We start from the raw sequence: 17,845 nt of genomic DNA, 5'->3' as shown, positions 1-17,845 counted from the left end.
GGTAGGTTATCAAGCGGCAACGTCTGTTCTTCTGACTCACCGCATTTACGGTTTAAACGCGGCCGTCGCCAGCAGAGCCTTCTCCAGTTGATGAGGGTCAAACGTAAAGGGAAGATGCGCCAGGCTGGCGGCGGGAAAGTGGATTTGCTGCGCGATTTGATGCACGGTGTCGGCGTCGATAGCCGCAGGTAGCGTCAGGGGCGAGTGGAAACGGCGCAGCAGCGACAGCAGTTCCGGCTCGACCTGTTTGCCCTGCTGTTCAATCCAGGACTGGATCAGCAGGCTGAAACCGACCTTTTCGCCGTGCAGCCAGTGATGCAGTTCTGGCTGGTGCGTCAGACGGTCGTGGATAACATGGGCAAAGCCGGGCGTCGCCATTGCGTCCTGAATACTGTTCGCCAGCCCTGCCAGTACAATATTGGCTTCAATCACCTTCTCCAGCGCCGGGGTGACCTGTTGCGCTAGGTTATCGGCCACCGCCGTTTCACCCCACTGTCTCAGCACCGTCACCGCCTGCCAGGCGGCGGCGACTTTAAGATCCAGCGCCATCCGGTGCGGCGTCTGTCGCTGATAAGGTTCAAACTCAAACCATTTCGCCAGCGCGTCCACAATACCGGATCGCAGGTAGCGGACGTCGCTATGGGCAATCACTTCACTGTCCACCAGAATCCATTCCGGCATGGCGTTAAGTGGCTGACTGCGAAGATGCCCGCCCTGCTTGTTATAAATAATTGCCAGCGGAGACCAGGCTGCGCAGGTGGCAGCCAGCGTAGCGAAGTTGACCAGCCGCACATCCGGCAGGGCATCATTGACCGCTTTGGCGCAGTCCAGCACCCGCCCGCCCCCGACGGCCAGAATCAGGGTGGCTCCGTGCGTCTGCACCCGCTGTTGCAGTGAAGCTATCGCCGCATCGGTGCATTCACCGGTCAGCATGTCGAGCTGCCAGCGAATGCCTGCCTGTTCCAGGCTGATGGTCAGTGCCGGATTCACCGCCTGCCAGGCGTGCGGCGAGGTGAGGATATGTATATGCGAGGTCAGCGGCCGGATAATCTCACCCACTTCAGACCGGAGTCCTGGCCGTTGCAGATAGCCTTTTGGCGACATTACACGAAACATCGCTGCCCCTTAACGCCGATAAGCCAGCGAACGCACCAGGCGGTCACCGAGTTTCTGAATCAGCATCACCAGCGCCAGCAGCACCACAATGGTGGCCGCCATGATCTGGTTATCGAAGCGCTGATAGCCGTAGCGAATCGCCAGATCGCCCAGTCCGCCGCCGCCGACCACACCCGCCATCGCCGAGAAGCCAATCAGCATCACAATAGTCAGGGTAATGCCCGCCACCAGCGCAGGGAGTGCTTCCGGCAGCAATACGCGGCTGACGATATGCCACAACGTGCCGCCCATTGAGACTACCGCCTCAATGCGGCCGCGATCGACCTCATCCAGCGCGTTCTCCACGATGCGGGCAAAAAAGGGAAAGGCGCCCAGCGTAATCGGGACAATCGCGGCGGTACTGCCGAGCGTGGTGCCGACCAGCAGGCGGGTAAAAGGGATCAGTGCGATCAGCAGCACCACAAACGGCAGCGCGCGCCCAGTATTGACCAGCGCATTGAGCAGTAGTGAAATCGCGCGGTTAGGCAGAATGCCCTGGGGACGGGTCAGGAACAGCAGCACGCCCACCGGTAAACCTATCGCAACCGTAAAGAGTGCCGCCAGCAGCACCATATATAACGTTTCGCCTGTGGCGTTCAACAGCAGTTCCTGAAACCGATCGCTACTCATGCTACGCATCGGGTTAATGCCTCTCGCTGATATTTTTCAATAAACGCCCGGTCCGCTTCGCCATCCTTCAGCAGCATTTTGCGCAGGCGTCCCTCTTCGCGTCCCATAATCTGGCTCAGCGTTCCGCTCTCGACCAGCTGGCCATTCTCCAGCAGCGCCGCACCGTCACAGATACGCTTTACTACCGCCATTTCATGGGTAATCAACACAACTGTGATATTGAGCTGCTGCTGAATATCGGCCAGCAGATCGAGAATCGAGGTGGTGGTTTCGGGGTCCAGCGCGCTGGTCGCCTCATCGCACAGCAGATAACGCGGTCGGGCGGCCAGCGCGCGGGCAATGCCGACGCGCTGTTTCTGTCCACCTGAGAGCTGCGACGGCCAGGCGGCCGCAAAGGACTCCAGCCCCACCAGTTTCAGCAGCGAGGTGACCCGCTGGCGGCGCGCCGCCTTAGGCACACCCGCAATCTCCAGCGCCAGATCGACATTGTCCTGCACGTTACGGGAATGCAGCAGATTGAAGTGCTGGAAGATCATCCCCATCTGCTGGCGCTGCTGACGCAGCTGCGCCAGGCTCAATGTGGCGAGATCCTGACCATCTATCTCAATCCGCCCGCTGGAAGGACTCTCCAGCCGGTTCAGGCAGCGCAGCAGCGTACTTTTGCCCGCCCCGCTCCGGCCCAGGATACCAAAGATGGTGCCCTCTTCGATGGTCAGAGAGATATCGTCTAACGCTGGCGCAGGTGCGCCAGCGTAGTGTTTGCTGAGATGACTGAGCTTAATCATGCTGCTGGTCCGCAACCGGAATCACAGAGCCCTGATAGGTTTTACGGATGAACTCTGCCACCTGCGGCGAGCGCAGATCTTTCGCCAGCTGAATCACTCGCGGATCTTTCGCCAGTTCAGGCGTGGTCACCAGCAGGTTGGCGTAAGGGTTATGCGCCGCGGATTCCAGCCCCAGCGCATCTTTCGCCGGATTCAGACCCGCTTCCAGCGCATAGTTGCCGTTAATAATGGCGGCATCAACGTCATCCAGCGAACGTGGCAGCTGGGGTGATTCGATCTCAACAATTTTAATTTTCTTCGGGTTCTCACTGATATCTTTCGGCGTCACCAGCGTCGAGCCCGCTTCGCCCTGCGCGTTGAGTTTAATCACCCCTTTGTCCTGCAACAGCCAGAGTGCGCGGCTCAGGTTGGTGGTGTTGTTCGGCACGGCAATGCTTGCGCCCTCTGGCAACGCTGCCAGCGATTTCACCTTACGCGAGTAGATCCCCAGCGGCTCAATATGCACACTGGCGACCACGGCAAAGGTTTTTCCCAGCGCTTTCTCCTGATCTTTTAAATAAGGCAGATGCTGGAAGTAGTTGGCATCGACATCCCCGGATGCCAGCAGTTCATTGGCATTCACGCCCCCGCTCAGCTCAACAATTTTGATATCCAGTTTCGGATCCAGAGTTTTGACATACTCAAGGATTTCCGCATGCGGCAGCGGATCGGCCGCCACGCGCAGCGGTGCCGCCTGTAAACTTTGAGCAATCAGCAGTGAAAGACCAGCCAGAACCAGAAAGCGCTTTTTAATCATCATCATTTATCTCTTATCGTTATCAGTCGTAGTTTTTAGTGGGTGTTGTGTTCGGGATAGAAACGCTGGGCAACTTCCGGATGCGAACGCAGCCGGCCTTTAAGGTAATTCCAGCCAACTTCTCGCAGGAGCGGGTTAAGCGGATCGCTGCTCGGTCCCTGCGCCAGCTCAGCCAGCTGCGGGGGAAGCTGATAGATTGGCACGACGGCGTCGAGCTGTGCGCCAAGGAAGAAGGCGATGGATAAGCGCTCATTGTTCTGCTGCGGCGACACCACGCGGTGTACCGTCGCGCGCAGATAGCCGTTGGTCGCCAGCTCCAGCAGTTCGCCAATGTTGACCACAAACGCGCCCGGCAAAGGTGAGGCATCAATCCAGTTGCCCGGCGTCACTTCAACCTGCAAGCCCGGCTGGTCGTCCTGTAATAACATGGTCAGGAAACCCGAATCCTTATGTGCACCTACACCCTGGCGTGATTCACCCTCGGTGCGGCCCGGATAGCGGATCAGTTTGATGTGTTCGTTGGGATAGTCGCCGTAAAGGTTATCGAAGGCGTTACGTGGCAGGTTCAGCGCTTCGGCAAAGGCGCGCAGCAGCTCCAGCGCCACGGCAGTCATCTGCTGCTGCCAGCGGGTCACCACCGTCTGCAATTCAGGCAAGGCTTCAGGCCACTGGTTCGGCCCCTGCATGCGTTGCCAGGTCGGGGAATCGGCGGTGACGGGCAGCGCTTCGCGCTCTGCGCCAATATCGAACTGCTCACGATAGTCGGGCTGGCTGCGGGTGATTTCCACGCCCGCCAGGTTGTAACCACGAAAATGCGGTGAGTTGGCCATCGCGACCGCCGTTTTGTCCGCCTGCGGCAGAGCAAAAAACGTCCGTGCGACCCGCTGAACCTCATCCAGTAATTCACGGTCGATACCGTGATTAATTAAGTAGAAGAAACCGACATCACGCGCGGCCTGGCTTAATTTTTCCAGAACCTGTCGCTGCTGCTGTTGATGACCTGACAATAATGCGAAATCAATGACCGGCAATTCTGATGGGGTTAACGCACTCATGATTAACACTCTGTTGGCATAGAATCGTTTTACCTTGCCATTTCAGTTATGCGTTAACTACCAACTAATCCTGCTATGGATATGCGGCGGATGGGAATATCCCACCGCCCCTTAAGTCCCCGCCCGCAGATTACTCTGTGGTCGGGATCACAAATTCCGGTGGCGACCACGCTGTGATTTCAGGCAGGGTCTCGTGGTAAAGCGCAATCTCTACAAAACAGGTCTGCGCGCTGCACCCCTGGCCCAGTCGTGAACTGCCGCGATCCTGGGTCAGCACATTAGGGTTGCCATGTTTATCCAGCGGCTTGCCCTCCTGCTGTTCCAGCGGGTCATACCAGGCCCCGGTCGACATCTGCACCACCCCCGGCAGGATATCCTGTGTCAGATGCACGCCCGCCAGCAGCGCGCCGCGTCCGTTAAACACTTTCACGATGCTGTTCTCCTCAATGCCACGCGCAGCCGCATCCTCAGGGTGCATCCAGAGCGGCTCGCGCCCGGCAATTTTGGTGGCCCGGCTGACCCGGCCATGATCGTACTGGCTGTGCAGCCGGGTTCGCGGCTGGCTGGAGAGCAGATGCAACGGCCACTGCTGCTTCTCCTGCTGCTGAGCCTGATATTCCGGCGGATACCAGAAGGCAAAGCCGGGCGCTTCTTCATAGCCAAAGTCAGCCACCCGCTGCGAAAAGAGTTCGATTTTTCCCGATACCGTGCTGAGCGGGGCCGACTCCGGGTTATCGCGAAACGCTTTAAGGAGGATCTGTGGTGTGTCAGGCGCGGGATATTCCACCACGCCCTGTGACCAGAAGGCCTCAAAGGGCGGCAGTTCGATGCCCTGCGCCGCTGCGCGTGGCCGGGAGTCTGCGTAAATGGCTTCAAGCCACTGGCGCTCACCGCGTCCCTGAGTAAAGGCATCAGCAAAACCGAGCCGCTGCGCCAGCTCAGCAAAGATGGCGTAATCCGATTTTGCCGCCCCAAACGGCGGCAGATGCTGCGGCATGGCAATAATAAAGCCGTCGTTGCTGGCGCTGCCGATATCCTCGCGCTCCAGCGAAGTGGTGGCGGGCAGGACGATATCGGCAAATCTGGCCTGCGCCGTCCAGAACTGCTCATGCACAATCACGGTGTCCGGCTGCTGCCATGCGCGTATCAGCTTGTTGATATCCTGATGATGATGGAAGACGTTGCCGCCAGCCCAGTAGACCAGCCGGATGTCGGGATAGGTTCGCTGCTGGCCGTCAAACGCGTAGAGACCGCCGGGATTAAGCAGCATGTCAGCGATACGTGCCACCGGTATAGTCTGCTGTACGGCATTATGGCCGGCAGGCAGCCGGGGGCCAGAGAACTGTCGCCGGGCGGCACCCGCCAGATTGGTTGAGGCGTAACCAAACCCCAGCCCGCCGCCGGGCGTGCCAATCTGCCCCAGTAGCGCAGTGGTGGCGACAGTGGCCCAGAACGCCTGCTCGCCCTGCCGCGCACGCTGCACTGACCAGGCAATATTGACCATCGTTTTGTGAGCCGCCATCTGCCGTGCTAATCCGCGAATCTGATCGGCTGCCAGCCCGGTTAGTGACGCAGCCCATTCGGGCGTTTTGGCGATGCCATCGTGTTCACCCAACAGATACGCCGCATAGATATCGAAGCCTACGGTGTAGCGCGCCACAAAGGCCGCGTCATACAGGGATTCCGCAATCAATACCTGCCCGATGGCCAGTAGTAACGCCGTATCGGAGCCGGGCTTTATCGCCAGCCACTCCGCATCGGCCACCCCGGCGAGATCGTTTCTGACCGGACTGATGTTAATAAAGCGGGTGCCATTCTGCCGCAGTGTGGTCAGCCAGTGAGCCAGCGCATGATCGTTAGCCCCACCGCCATTGACCTGCGCATTGCGCAGCGGCAATCCGCCAATCGCCACAAACAGCTCACAATGCTCCGCCAGTACCGGCCAGTGAGTATGGTGACGTTGTAACTCATCCAGATTACCGATGATGTGCGGCAGCGTGCGTTCACCGGCCGCAATGCTGTAGGTATTGGTGCTGGCGGTGTAGCCGCCGTAGTGGTTAAAGAAGCGGTGCAGCTGGCTCTGGGCATGATGAAATCGTCCGGCGCTGGACCAGCCATATGAACCGGCATAGATCGCTTCATTGCCGTGCCCGGTTTTCACCCGCGCCAGCTCTTCAGCCACCAGTTGCAGCGCCACTTCCCAGCTCACCTCGACAAACGGCTCTTTACCGCGTCCGCTGCGTGAAGCGCTTCTGTTCTGCAGATAGCCGAGCCTGACAGCCGGATTTCTGACCCGGGTTTCACTCTGCACCGCGCCCGGCAGCGACTGACCGATAGCGGACGGATTACGGTCCCACGCCACCGGCCTGACCGACGTCAGCGTGTCACCGTCGGTGGTGACGTGATAGGTGCCCCAGTGCATTACCGCTAAATCATTCTTCTTCATGGTTTACTCGCGTCGGATACGACGTGAAATACGCGTACCCAGGGTTTGCAGAAGCTGGACAATCACAATGAGAACCAGCGCAGTGGAAATCGTGGCAAAGGCGTCAAAGCGCTGATAACCGTAAGTAATGGCGAGGTCGCCAATGCCGCCGCCACCCACCGTGCCCGCCATCGCCGTGGCGCCCAGCAGTCCGATGGTGGCAGTGGTCAGGGCCAGCACCAGCGAGGAAGCCGCTTCCGGCAGCATGAAATACCAGATGGTCTGCAGCGTAGTAGCCCCCATCGCGTTGGCTGACTCCAGAATGCCTTCGTCGACCTCCAGCAACGCGCTTTCCACCAGCCGCGAGATATAAGGCGCAATAAAGATCACCAGCGGTACAATGGCCCCCGCCGTGCCAATCGTGGTGTTCACCAGCAGGCGCGTCAGCGGCAGGATAGTAATCAGCAGAATAATGAACGGCAGCGAACGGATGATATTCACGACAGGGTTCAATAGCTGATGCACCAGACGCTGGGGCTGTATCCCGCCCGGACGGCAGACCACCAGAATAATGCCAAGCGGCAGCCCCAGCAGCGAACCAAAGCCCAGCGACAGCCCCACCATAATCAGCGTGTCCTGCATCGCCGTCAGGAACTGATCGCCGGTTACAGCCGTTTCAAAGAGTTCAGACATCACTGATTTTTACTCCGGTCGCGGTGAGAAACTGAATCGCCGCCTCGCGCTGCGCGGGTTCGCCTTTGATCTGCACAATCATGAAACCCAGAATGGTGCGCTGCACCTCCGTCATGCTGGCGAACAGAATATTCACCTCCACCTCATAGTTGCGGATCAGCTGATTGATCACCGGCTGCTGTGCCGTGCTGCCGACAAACTCCAGCCGTAACGCGTCGGCTGCCGGATGCTCGCTGAGCAATTCAAGCGTCTGCTGTGGCAGGCGATCGTGAATGACCGACTGCACAAAGCTGGCGCTCACCGCCTGCTGTGGTTCGGCGAACAGCGTCAGGACATCGCCCTGTTCAACAATGCGACCGTGCGCCATCACCGCCATCCGGTTGCAGATCTTCTGCACCACTGACATCTCGTGGGTGATCAGCACAATGGTGATGCCGTAACGCTGATTGATTTCCTGTAACAGCAGCAGAATCTGCACCGTGGTCTGGGGATCCAGCGCCGACGTCGCCTCATCGCACAGCAGAATGGCAGGGTTGGTCGCCAGCGCACGGGCAATTCCGACGCGCTGTTTCTGACCGCCGGAGAGTTCGTCCGGGTAGCTGTGGGCTTTGTCGCTGAGGTTCACAAACGCCAGCAGTTCCGCTACGCGGGTGGCGATAAAATCTTTACTCCGCCCCTGCAATATCAGCGGGATGGCCACGTTGTGAAATACGGTACGGGCATTGAGCAGATTAAAGTGCTGAAAGATCATCCCAATCTGCTTTTTGACGTCAATTAACCGCTTTTTGCTGATCCCCTGTAACGCTTCACCCTGCACCTCCACCGTGCCGGTCGTCGGCGTTTCCAGATGATTAATCAGGCGCAGCAGCGTGCTTTTTCCGGCACCGCTGGTGCCGATAACGCCAAAAATATCGCCCTGGTTGATGCGCAGATTAATATCCTGCAGCGCCTGCACTTCTGACCCGTTACGTGCAAAGGTTTTGCTGACCTGGTCAAACGCGATAGCCGCCTGACTCATTTGAAATAGTCTGGCAACAGATAGCCCGCATATTGCGCATTACTGGTGATATACGCTTTGAATTCCGGCGAGTGATAGCCGGCAATAATGTCACGGGCAAACTGAGCCTGCTTATTTTTACCCGCTACCGTTACTACGTTAATAAACTGGCTGGTTGGTGCCTCCAGTTTCAGCGCGGAATTGAGTTTCAGGCCACTGGAGACCGCGAAGTTACCCTGAATAACACCATAATCCACATCAGGCAGTGCGCGCACCTGCTGGGCATTATCCATCTCTTTCAGCACGATTTTGTAGGGGTTCTCCGTAATGTTTTTCTGCGAGAAGGTTGCGGCGTCGCTCTCAGGGCTGATTTTCAGCCAGCCGATACTCTGAAGTAGCAGCGCAGCCCGATACTCATTTGAGGGCTGGTTCGGCACAGAGACCGTGCTGCCTGGCGCAGGCTGCGTCAGCGTTTTTGCGCGTTCAGAATAGAGTCCCATTGGCGGGGTCGGCACCTGCACAATACCGACGTTATCAATGCCAAGCCGATCGTTAACCGACTTCAGATAGACCGGATGCTGCATGATATTGGCGTCAATCGTGCCGCGATGAACAGCATCATTAACCTGTATGCCATCGCTGAAATCCTTATATTCCAGCGTATAACCCTGCTTAATTAGCAGAGGTGCCACGCCTTTTTCAAACTGCTCTTTATACGGACCCGGATTAAAACCAATGCGTATTTTTTTCTGGTCTGCGGCTTGCGCAGCAGAGGTAAAAATTGAAACAGCCGTCAGTGAAAAAATAATTCCCCGTGAAGTAATGCGCATAATGCTTCCTGATTCATTATCGTGAGAGCAATCGATTTAATCACAGCCCTTACAATCAGGAACAGGCAAAACCGGCCCCGACTTTGGCTTATTTATGCTAACGATAGTCACAGGCTGAATATCCAGATGGCGGCAATCTTCAGCGTTATTTCTGCTAAAGAAATGAAACCCGGCTGTGTCATTCTTTTCCGCTTCACACTCTTTATTGCGGGACGGTTATGGCGGAGTTTGCAGCTTCAGATTTGGTCGCAGGGCTGGAAGAGAATCTTTTCAGCTTACTTGAGAAGCAGGCAGCAGAACTGGATGCATCGCAGTTACCGCTTATCGATCTCTCATCGGGCAGCCCACGTCAGCCTACGCCGCCTGCGGTCATCGCCTCCTTACAGGCTGCGGCGGCGCGGCCGGAAAATCATGAATATCCCTCCTTCTGGGGAAAGCCCGCCCTGCGTCAGGCTATCGCAGACTTTTACCAGCGTCACTATGGGGTCATGCTGGATCCCGATACCGAAGTTGCGCTGTTTCAGGGCGCGCACATTGGCGTCAACGGCTTTCCACGCGCCCTGCTCAACCCGGGCCAGGTGTTAATCTCCACCGATCCCTGTTATCCAATCTATCGCTCAGCAGCACGCCAGGCCGGTGCCGATTTTTATGGCATCCCGGTGGAGGCGCGTAACGCTTTCCTGCCCGATTTTACTCAGGTGCCGGATGAGATTACCGCGCGCGCCGGTCTGGTTATGCTCAACTATCCCCATAATCCCACCGGCGCACTGGCGACGCCCGCGCTGTTCGCCGACGCGCTGGCTTTCGCCCGCCAGCACCCTATTCCGCTGATCCATGACTTCGCCTACGCTACGCTAGGCAGTGAGCCGGACGAGCAGCCGCTAAGTCTGCTGGCCCAGCCCGATGCCAAAGAGTGGGGGGTGGAAATTTACACCCTGTCGAAAAGCGCGTTGATGGCAGGCTGGCGTGTGGGCTTTGCTGTGGGAAACGCCTCGATTATTACGGCTTTTAAAAAACTGCATACTCACAGCTACAGCACGGTGTCTGGCGCGGTGCAGGATGCCGCCATCACCGCCTTGTCGCTCTCTGCTGAGCAACTTAACCGTCTGGCTGATCCTTATCACCAGCGTCGTCGCGTGGTACTCGCCAGGCTGGCAGAGATGCACTGGCCGGTGCGCGCTCGTCAGGGCACCTTTTTTCTCTGGCTGCCTGCGCCACCCGGTTTTACCGGCGAGGAGTTCGCCAGCCTGTTACTGCAAGAGTGTCATCTGCTGGTGGCACCAGGTCACGGCTTTGGCCTCGCCGGGCGGCATTATATTCGTATCAGCCTGACCGCCAGCACGGAACAGCTGCTGCAGGCGCTGGACCGCATTGACGGGTTGAAACTGTTTAATGAGCGCAGGCGTGGCTGATGAAATCAGAGCCAGACAGCATCTGAGCCATAAACGCGGGATATGACCAAATGTTTATAAGCGTAAGCAGGCATGATTAAGTGCAGTGTGCTGGTTTTGTCAGCAAAGCCAGTTATTTCGGCTGAAAACTTGCAAAACCTTACATTCGTAGTCTAAGGTTTACCGGCTGCGGTTTCTGCCGCTTCACTTAAAAATTATTCGGCTTCTTATAGCTTTCATTTCCACGGTTTCTTCTGAACATTATTTGCGGCTGCGAAAGCTATAAGACTCCTTCATTGACGTACCTGAGGAGAATATGGACACCAGAAACACATCGTCTGAACACCCAAAGAAACATTTCTGGAACAGGAAGCCCAAAGAGCTGACTGTTGACGACATTACCGTCATCGATAACGACATGCTGAAGCGCGCAGTTGGCGCAGCGGCGCTCGGTAATGCGATGGAATGGTTCGACTTTGGCGTATACAGCTATCTTGCCGTCATCATCGGCAAAGTCTTTTTCCCGGATGCCAACAACGCGGTGCAGTTGATTGCCACCTTTGGTACGTTTGCGGCGGCCTTCCTGGTGCGTCCGATTGGTGGCCTGGTATTTGGCCCGCTGGGTGACCGCATCGGCCGCCAGAAAGTGCTGGCGATGACGATGATCATGATGTCGATCGGGACATTCTGCATCGGGCTAATCCCGGCCTATTCGTCGATAGGGATTATGGCCCCGATTCTGCTGCTGGTAGCACGCCTGATTCAGGGCTTCTCGACCGGCGGTGAATATGGTGGCGCAGCGACCTTTATCGCGGAGTACTCCACCGACAAACGCCGTGGCTTTATGGGCAGCTTCCTGGAGTTCGGTACCATTGGCGGCTACCTTCTGGGTGCCAGCCTGGTCACGGTGATGACCACGGTGATGTCGAACGAGGCGATGATGTCCTGGGGCTGGCGCGTGCCGTTCTTTATTGCCGCGCCGCTGGGTCTGTTCGGCCTTTATGTCCGTCTGAAACTGGAAGAGACGCCGGCATTCCAGCAGCACATGGAAAAGCAGGAAGCGCTGGAACAGAGTAAACCGCGTCTGACGCTGATGCAGATGCTAAGCAAATATCGTGCGCCCATGCTGAAATGTATCGGTCTGGTTTTGCTGTTCAACGTCTCTAACTACATGCTGACCTCTTATATGCCGAGTTACCTGACCGGCGTGCTGGGTCTGCCAGAGCTGAGTGGTCTGCTGCTGGTGATGGTGGCAATGTTCGTGATGATGCCGCTGACGCTGCTGTGGGGGCGCTGGACCGATCGCATTGGTCGTCGTCCGGTGATTGGCTTTGGTGCAGTAGGCCTGATCCTGCTTGCCATTCCGAGCTTTATGCTGATTGGCTCCGGTAATATGTGGGCGGTATTTGGCGGCCTGCTGATTCTGGGCGTGCTGCATACCTGCTTCAGCGGCACCATGCCGTCGACGCTGCCTGCCCTGTTTACCACGGATATTCGTTACAGCGCACTGGCTATCGGTTTCAACCTGTCGGTGTCGCTGTTCGGCGGTACGACACCGTTGATTACCGCGTGGCTGGTAGATACCACCAAAAACAACATGATGCCCGCTTACTACATGATGGGCGCAGGTGTGATTGGCCTGCTGACCATTCTGACGGTGCGGGAAACGGCGCGTCAGCCGCTGACCGGTTCATCGCCTGCGGTAGCAACCAAAGCGGAAGCGCATCGACTGATCGACAAGCTGCGCAAACGGCAAAAGCCCGCCACGACCGCGGCTAAATAACGTTTCTGACACCCTGCTCTGCAGGGTGTTTTTTTATCTGGCAGACGCACGCTCTACCCACCTGATTTTACTGCCCTGAAACGCGCAACTTTCGCCCGATTGCCACACAGCGCCATGCTGCACCAGCGGCGGCGATGCGCTTTGGTGCGATCGTAAAACCACAGGGTGCAGTCGGGATGTTCACAGGCACGGACTCTGCTGAAATCTTCCTGCGTGAGCAGCATTGCAGCCTGTTCTGCAACCTGTCCCAGCCGTTGCCTCACGTTCTGGCTGGCGTAAACGCGCCGGATAGTCAGCGAACCCGACTCCACGCTCAGTTGCAGGTGACTCGTTGCCTGGCCCAGCCAGACATTCAGCGCCTCAGTACTCACATTCTCACCTGCTTTATGCTGCTGCACAGCGTCACGAACAATCTGACGTAACTGACGAGCGGCCTGCACCAGCGCGCCCGGCTCATACTGCGGCGCAGATCCGTCGGTTAGTAGTCCGGCCTGTTGCAGCCAGGCTTCAACATCCTGATCGCTTTGCCAGAAATCGTATGGCCGCCCCTCTGCGATAGCTTCGGTGTTGATAAAATCCAGCGCCGGATGATCGGCCAGAAACCACGGCCCCTGGCCGGAGTGTGATTGCGTTTCCGCCATGATGTCGCCCTCATTATTGAAATCTTCTGACGCTACTGTAACCGATAAAAAAGCAGATGAGTAGTTACAGACGGCCTGATGTAACCACTAAATATCAATTTGACAGGTTACATTATCACTGCATAATAAGCTCTTGTAACCCTATAAATGCCATTTAACCAGTTACAGGAAAATATCATGAATACACACTCTGTTTCTTATCGTTATCAGCAGGCCGACGGCGTTAATGTTTTCTATCGAGAAGCGGGCGATCCATTACTGCCGGTGTTGCTACTGCTGCACGGTTTTCCCACCTCTTCTCATCAGTTTCGCAATCTCATCCCGCTTCTGTCCGATAAGTTCCATATCATCGCGCCCGATCTGCCTGGCTTTGGTTTTACTGACGTCCCCGCCGAACGTAACTATTCATGGACTTTCGACGCATTCGGCCAGACGCTGACCGCGTTTGTCGATGCACTCGGGCTGAAACGCTACGCAATGTATGTTTTCGACTATGGTGCTCCCGCAGGTCTGCGGCTGGCGCTGGCCTACCCGGATCGTGTCAGCGGACTGATATCGCAAAACGGTAATGCCTATCTGGAGGGACTGGGAGACGCCTGGGCACCGGTTCGCGCCTACTGGGACGATCCCAGCGAAGCAAATGGTGAGGTGATCCGCGACGCCATCCTGACAGCCGAAGGGGTTAAATGGCAGTATCTGCATGGGGTCAGCGATCCGCAGCAGATCGCCCCGGAAAGTTATACTCTGGACACGCTGCTGATGGAGCGTCCCGGAAACAAAGATATTCAGCAGGCACTGTTCCTTGATTACGCCAGCAATCTCAAACGCTATCCGGAATTTCAGGCATTCTTTCGCCTGCAGCAGCTCCCGACGCTGGTGATTTGGGGCAAACACGATCCTTTCTTTATTCCACCCGGCGCCTTGGCCTGGCAGCGCGATAATCCGCAGGCGGTGGTCGAGCTGCTGGACAGCGGTCACTTCGCGCTGGAGACACACACGCATCACATTGCGTCGCGCATCCGCGAGATGTTCAGTGGCGACTGATCCGTAGCGCGCAGAGGCAGGCTATTCAGCGCTGCCTCTGCAAACGTGCAGGTCATTCATTGCTAAAGCGGCCAACGGTGCTGGCCGCGCCCAGCGCATGGCCTTTCAGCTGTGCCACCAGCTCGGCCTGTGTTAACCCTGCTTTCAACTGACCCACCGGCAAATCGGTGGCGATCAGCACAAAGTTATAGTGATGCAGGCCGCTGCCTGCAGGCGGGCAAGGTCCATAATAGTGCAGTGTCCCGGGTGTATTTTTTCCGCCGGTGTAGTCCTTGCCCTTTGTCAGCGCCCCCTGCGCGAACGACGAACGGCTGGCCGGAATGTTATAGGCCACCATATGAGTCACGCCCAGCCCTTTGGCCCCGACCGGATCGGTCATCAGCAGGGCCAGACTGCGGGTGCCCGCCGGAATCGCAGACCAGTTGAGTTCGGGAGAGATATTCTCACCGGTGCAGGAAGGATTACTTTTATTAGCACCGGCAAACTTTTTATCCAGTAGGGCATTATCGCTGAAATCCTGTGATTGCAGCGTAAACACCGATGCTGCCAGCGTGGTTATTGGCAAAACAGCCAGCACCGTTGCGCAGAGTAATTTTTTCACCAGCCACTCCTTATCAGGTTAGTTCCGGATGGATTGCATCACTGCCTGCTTACTATAACGGCTTTAACGCGATTAGCCCGGCTGACAGCCCGTTTAGACATTACGGAACGGTAAATCTATGATCCCTGTCGCGCTGGCTGAGGGTGCTGACGCGTTGCCCTGTGACCCAATACCCGATATAAGTTAACGCCTGCGGCTGAGTTTTCGCCAGACACCCCGTCACTGTTACCAATAAGTGGACACTATGCAGATCGAAGATCTCCGGATTTACATCGCCGTGATACATGCTGGTAACTTCACTGCAGCCGCTGAGCAGCTGATGTTATCGAAGCAGTATGTCAGCCGCCGCATGGCCGCGCTGGAAGCGTCGTTAGGCGTACGTCTGCTGATACGTAACACCCGCAAGCTGTCAGTGACGGATGCGGGTCTGCTTTTTGCGCAGCATGCTCAGCGCATTCTGGATGAGATTCAGGAAGCCGAACTGGCGGTGTCGGAGCAGCAGCAGGCGCTGCGCGGGACTTTCCGCATCAATCTGCCAATGTCGTTTGGCATGAGCCACCTGTCACCGCTAATCGCTGAATTCCTGAGCCATCATCCGGCACTGCAGTTTCAGATTGAGCTGGCCGATCGCTATGTTGATGTAATTGGCGAAGGCGTCGATATGGCGATTCGCATCGGCACCCTGGCAGATTCCACGCTGATTGCCCGTCCGCTGGGTGAATTGAAACGGGTAATCTGCTGCAGTCCCGGTTACCTGCAGCGGGCCGGCACGCCGCAGCAGCCCGAGGAGTTGCTGCAACACGCCTGTCTGCGCTACGGACGGGAAGGTCTGAATGGCTGGGAATTGCAGGTCAATGGCAAAGCGAAATGGCTGGCGGTTCAGGGCCCCATGGTGAGTAACAATGGCGAAGTGCTGCGTGATGCCGCCCTGGCGGGACTCGGACTGGTCTTGCTTCCCGCTTTTATCGTAGAGACAGACCTGCAAAGGGGTGAACTGGTGACGGTGCTGGACGGCTGCCAGCCGCCCCCACTCTCCCTGAATGCGGTTTACCCACAGCACCGTCAGCGCAGCGAAGTAAACCGCCAGTTACTGGCCTTTTTACAGACGCGTTTAGCGCTGTGATTGAGCTAAAGCGTTTTTAATGCCGCAAAAACGCGGGCGACGGCAACCGCACCGGGATCGGGCACGCCATTCAGGTTCGCGCTGTTGAGATAAGATGATCGGCCCGCCTTTGCTTTTCCCATGCTGGCGGTTGCATCACTGCCCTGCTGCGCCGCATCTGCTGCGGCTGCCAGCGGTTTGCCCGCCACCAGCGCCTCAATAGCGGGCTGGAGCGCATCAATCAGTGTGCGATCGCCCGGTTTAGCCCCACCATACTGCTTCATTTTTTCCAGACCCTGCTGTAAGGCGACCGGCAGGTCATCTCCTTCCGACAGGTGCTGCGCCGCGGCGGTGAAGAAGATGGCCATCAACACGCCGCTGGATCCGCCCATGACCGTGGCCAGTCGCTCACCCGTTACCGCGAGCAGGTCGGGCAGAACATTCAGTGGCAGCTGGTTATCTGCGCATTCACGCTGGATCTGACGCGCGCCAGCAGCAAAGGTCGAGCCGGTATCACCATCACCCACCTGAGCATCGAGTTTATTCAGCTCGCTTTCACTGGCGATCAGCGTTTCACAAATGCGGTTAACAAAGGCTGCGACTACCGGATTTTCTGAGGGTTGCACCGAATGCGCTGTCGCCTCTCGGGTCGCGTTAACCGGCTGAAGCGATGTGATCTTAACCGCCGGAACCCAGCCGGTCACTTCAACCGGGGCGCAGATCGCCGCTTCGAACAGCGGCGTCAGCGTCATGCAGGTAACGGAAAACCCTTTCATGTCCAGCGCGGTCATCAGCGGTGCCGGGCCAATCAGATAACGGCTTCCCCGGCTCAGCGGCGACTCAATCAGATCACGTGTGACCAGACTCATCTCCAGCGCCGACATCCCGCCAAGGTTATTCACCAGCAGCGCGCAGGGCAGATCCTTGTCTGGACCTGGCATCACCTTCTCCAGCAGATGATGCACAATCTGCTGACTGTTCTGAGTCGGCATGACGTCAACGCCCGGCTCACCATGAATCCCCAGCCCCATTTCCACGCTGCCGTCGGGCACCCGCTGGCCGGTCTGTTCTTCCGGCAGATGACAGCTGGAAAGCGCTACCCCCATGGTGGCGATAGCACGACTGGCGGCCTCTGCGGCCTCCGTTACCGCCGTCAGATCATCACCGCGTTCGGCGACAAAGCCTGCCACTTTATGCACCAGCAACGTGCCTGCCACGCCGCGTGGCTGAGGATTGTCCGGTAAGGCTATATCATCACCGACAATCACCATATTGACGCTGAATCCTGCCTTGCGGGCTTTTTCAGCCGCCAGCCCAAAGTTGAGTCGATCGCCGGTGTAGTTTTTCACAATCAGCAGACATCCCGCGTCACCGGTAAGGTTGATGATGGCGTTATAAACCGCATCAACGCTGGGTGAGGCGAACACATCGCCACAGACGGACGCCGTCAGCATTCCTTTGCCGATAAAACCGACGTGCGCCGGTTCATGGCCGGAACCGCCACCGGAGATCAGTGCGACCTGCTGTTTTTTCCAGTCTCTGCGCATCACGATGCGAATGTGGGGATCGACCTGCAGCCGCACCAGATTGCGCCACGGACTGGCGTAAATCATGCCATCCAGCGCGCTGTCGACGAGTTCATCCTTTTTATTCATTACGAATCGGGTCATGTCTTCATTCCTCATGGACGGACAGGTTTGTAATAAAGAAGTGTTGCACACAACTGACGATGGGCATAATCCACCGCCTCTCACCGCATACCCACCAGACGAAAGCCCTGCCTGAATGAATTGCGCGCAGTACTTTTTACTAATTCATTGATTTTTATCAAATGTTCTTACCTGAAACTGAGAGGTTATGCGCAGAACCTGAAAAGCGGATAACGGATCGTAGAAAACCATTTTTAACAGAGGATGT

General features: G+C 57.0%; 16 protein-coding genes. 4 read left to right on the top strand and 12 right to left on the bottom strand.

The window, feature by feature from the left end:
- Positions 1-45 precede the first annotated feature (45 nt).
- The 9 genes from ACTJKZ_RS11110 to ACTJKZ_RS11070 form a co-directional block, all read right to left on the bottom strand.
- Positions 46-1,116 (bottom strand): iron-containing alcohol dehydrogenase family protein, encoded by a 1,071-nt coding sequence (locus tag ACTJKZ_RS11110; RefSeq protein ID WP_161735449.1) that lies wholly within the window; start codon positions 1,114-1,116, stop codon positions 46-48.
- 9 nt (positions 1,117-1,125) lie between these two features.
- A complete protein-coding gene (locus ACTJKZ_RS11105; protein WP_013196174.1) occupies positions 1,126-1,794 on the bottom strand; it encodes a methionine ABC transporter permease in 669 nt (222 codons plus the stop codon).
- The gene (locus ACTJKZ_RS11100) at positions 1,782-2,570 is read right to left on the bottom strand and encodes a methionine ABC transporter ATP-binding protein (RefSeq protein WP_161735445.1); all 789 of its coding nucleotides are present in this window, start codon (positions 2,568-2,570) and stop codon (positions 1,782-1,784) included. The genes ACTJKZ_RS11105 and ACTJKZ_RS11100 overlap by 13 nt, the downstream gene beginning before the upstream one ends.
- Complete coding sequence (locus ACTJKZ_RS11095; RefSeq protein ID WP_033785173.1) at positions 2,563-3,366, bottom strand: MetQ/NlpA family ABC transporter substrate-binding protein; 804 nt, start codon at positions 3,364-3,366, stop codon at positions 2,563-2,565. The genes ACTJKZ_RS11100 and ACTJKZ_RS11095 overlap by 8 nt, the downstream gene beginning before the upstream one ends.
- A 35-nt stretch (positions 3,367-3,401) precedes the next feature.
- Complete coding sequence (locus ACTJKZ_RS11090; RefSeq protein ID WP_161735443.1) at positions 3,402-4,421, bottom strand: isopenicillin N synthase family dioxygenase; 1,020 nt, start codon at positions 4,419-4,421, stop codon at positions 3,402-3,404.
- A gap of 130 nt (positions 4,422-4,551) precedes the next feature.
- Complete coding sequence (locus ACTJKZ_RS11085; protein ID WP_222925814.1) at positions 4,552-6,867, bottom strand: molybdopterin-dependent oxidoreductase; 2,316 nt, start codon at positions 6,865-6,867, stop codon at positions 4,552-4,554.
- Positions 6,868-6,870: 3 nt separating this feature from the next.
- Positions 6,871-7,539 (bottom strand): methionine ABC transporter permease, encoded by a 669-nt coding sequence (locus tag ACTJKZ_RS11080; protein ID WP_222925815.1) that lies wholly within the window; start codon positions 7,537-7,539, stop codon positions 6,871-6,873.
- A complete protein-coding gene (locus ACTJKZ_RS11075; protein WP_260058754.1) occupies positions 7,532-8,557 on the bottom strand; it encodes a methionine ABC transporter ATP-binding protein in 1,026 nt (341 codons plus the stop codon). The genes ACTJKZ_RS11080 and ACTJKZ_RS11075 overlap by 8 nt, the downstream gene beginning before the upstream one ends.
- Positions 8,554-9,366, bottom strand: a complete 813-nt coding sequence (locus ACTJKZ_RS11070) for a MetQ/NlpA family ABC transporter substrate-binding protein (RefSeq protein WP_253417724.1) — start codon at positions 9,364-9,366, stop codon at positions 8,554-8,556. Before ACTJKZ_RS11070 ends, ACTJKZ_RS11075 begins: the two co-directional genes overlap by 4 nt.
- A gap of 218 nt (positions 9,367-9,584) precedes the next feature.
- On the opposite strand from ACTJKZ_RS11070, the gene ACTJKZ_RS11065 reads away from it, so the two are divergent.
- Both ACTJKZ_RS11065 and proP read left to right on the top strand, forming a co-directional pair.
- On the top strand, positions 9,585-10,778 hold the full coding sequence (locus ACTJKZ_RS11065) for an aminotransferase class I/II-fold pyridoxal phosphate-dependent enzyme (RefSeq protein WP_440829580.1): 1,194 nt from the start codon (positions 9,585-9,587) through the stop codon (positions 10,776-10,778).
- A gap of 295 nt (positions 10,779-11,073) precedes the next feature.
- Positions 11,074-12,540: a glycine betaine/L-proline transporter ProP gene (gene proP / locus ACTJKZ_RS11060; RefSeq protein WP_095708080.1), complete on the top strand. Its 1,467-nt coding sequence runs from the start codon at positions 11,074-11,076 to the stop codon at positions 12,538-12,540.
- A 53-nt stretch (positions 12,541-12,593) separates the two neighbouring features.
- On the opposite strand, the gene ACTJKZ_RS11055 is transcribed toward proP, so the two are convergent.
- Positions 12,594-13,181: a CGNR zinc finger domain-containing protein gene (locus ACTJKZ_RS11055; RefSeq protein WP_222925819.1), complete on the bottom strand. Its 588-nt coding sequence runs from the start codon at positions 13,179-13,181 to the stop codon at positions 12,594-12,596.
- A 177-nt stretch (positions 13,182-13,358) separates the two neighbouring features.
- On the opposite strand from ACTJKZ_RS11055, the gene ACTJKZ_RS11050 reads away from it, so the two are divergent.
- Positions 13,359-14,225, top strand: a complete 867-nt coding sequence (locus tag ACTJKZ_RS11050) for an alpha/beta fold hydrolase (RefSeq protein ID WP_440829579.1) — start codon at positions 13,359-13,361, stop codon at positions 14,223-14,225.
- 52 nt (positions 14,226-14,277) lie between these two features.
- On the opposite strand, the gene ACTJKZ_RS11045 is transcribed toward ACTJKZ_RS11050, so the two are convergent.
- Positions 14,278-14,826, bottom strand: coding sequence for a YbhB/YbcL family Raf kinase inhibitor-like protein (locus ACTJKZ_RS11045; protein WP_222925821.1), 549 nt, complete (start codon positions 14,824-14,826; stop codon positions 14,278-14,280).
- Positions 14,827-15,070: 244 nt separating this feature from the next.
- Here ACTJKZ_RS11045 and ACTJKZ_RS11040 point away from each other — a divergent pair, with 244 nt between their 5' ends.
- Positions 15,071-15,949 carry a LysR family transcriptional regulator gene (locus ACTJKZ_RS11040; RefSeq protein ID WP_161735428.1) on the top strand — a complete coding sequence of 293 codons (879 nt, stop codon included), beginning with the start codon at positions 15,071-15,073 and terminating at the stop codon, positions 15,947-15,949.
- Positions 15,950-15,954: 5 nt separating this feature from the next.
- Here ACTJKZ_RS11040 and ACTJKZ_RS11035 read toward each other — a convergent pair whose 3' ends face one another.
- The gene (locus ACTJKZ_RS11035) at positions 15,955-17,598 is read right to left on the bottom strand and encodes a dihydroxyacetone kinase subunit DhaK (protein ID WP_440829578.1); all 1,644 of its coding nucleotides are present in this window, start codon (positions 17,596-17,598) and stop codon (positions 15,955-15,957) included.
- Between the last annotated feature and the right edge of the window lie 247 nt (positions 17,599-17,845).

The sequence above is a fragment of the Pantoea sp. 22096 genome (assembly GCF_052045955.1).
Lineage (GTDB): Bacteria > Pseudomonadota > Gammaproteobacteria > Enterobacterales > Enterobacteriaceae > Pantoea > Pantoea alfalfae.
The sequence above is the reverse complement of the archived record's forward strand: the minus strand, read 5'-3'. Positions and strand labels throughout refer to the sequence as shown.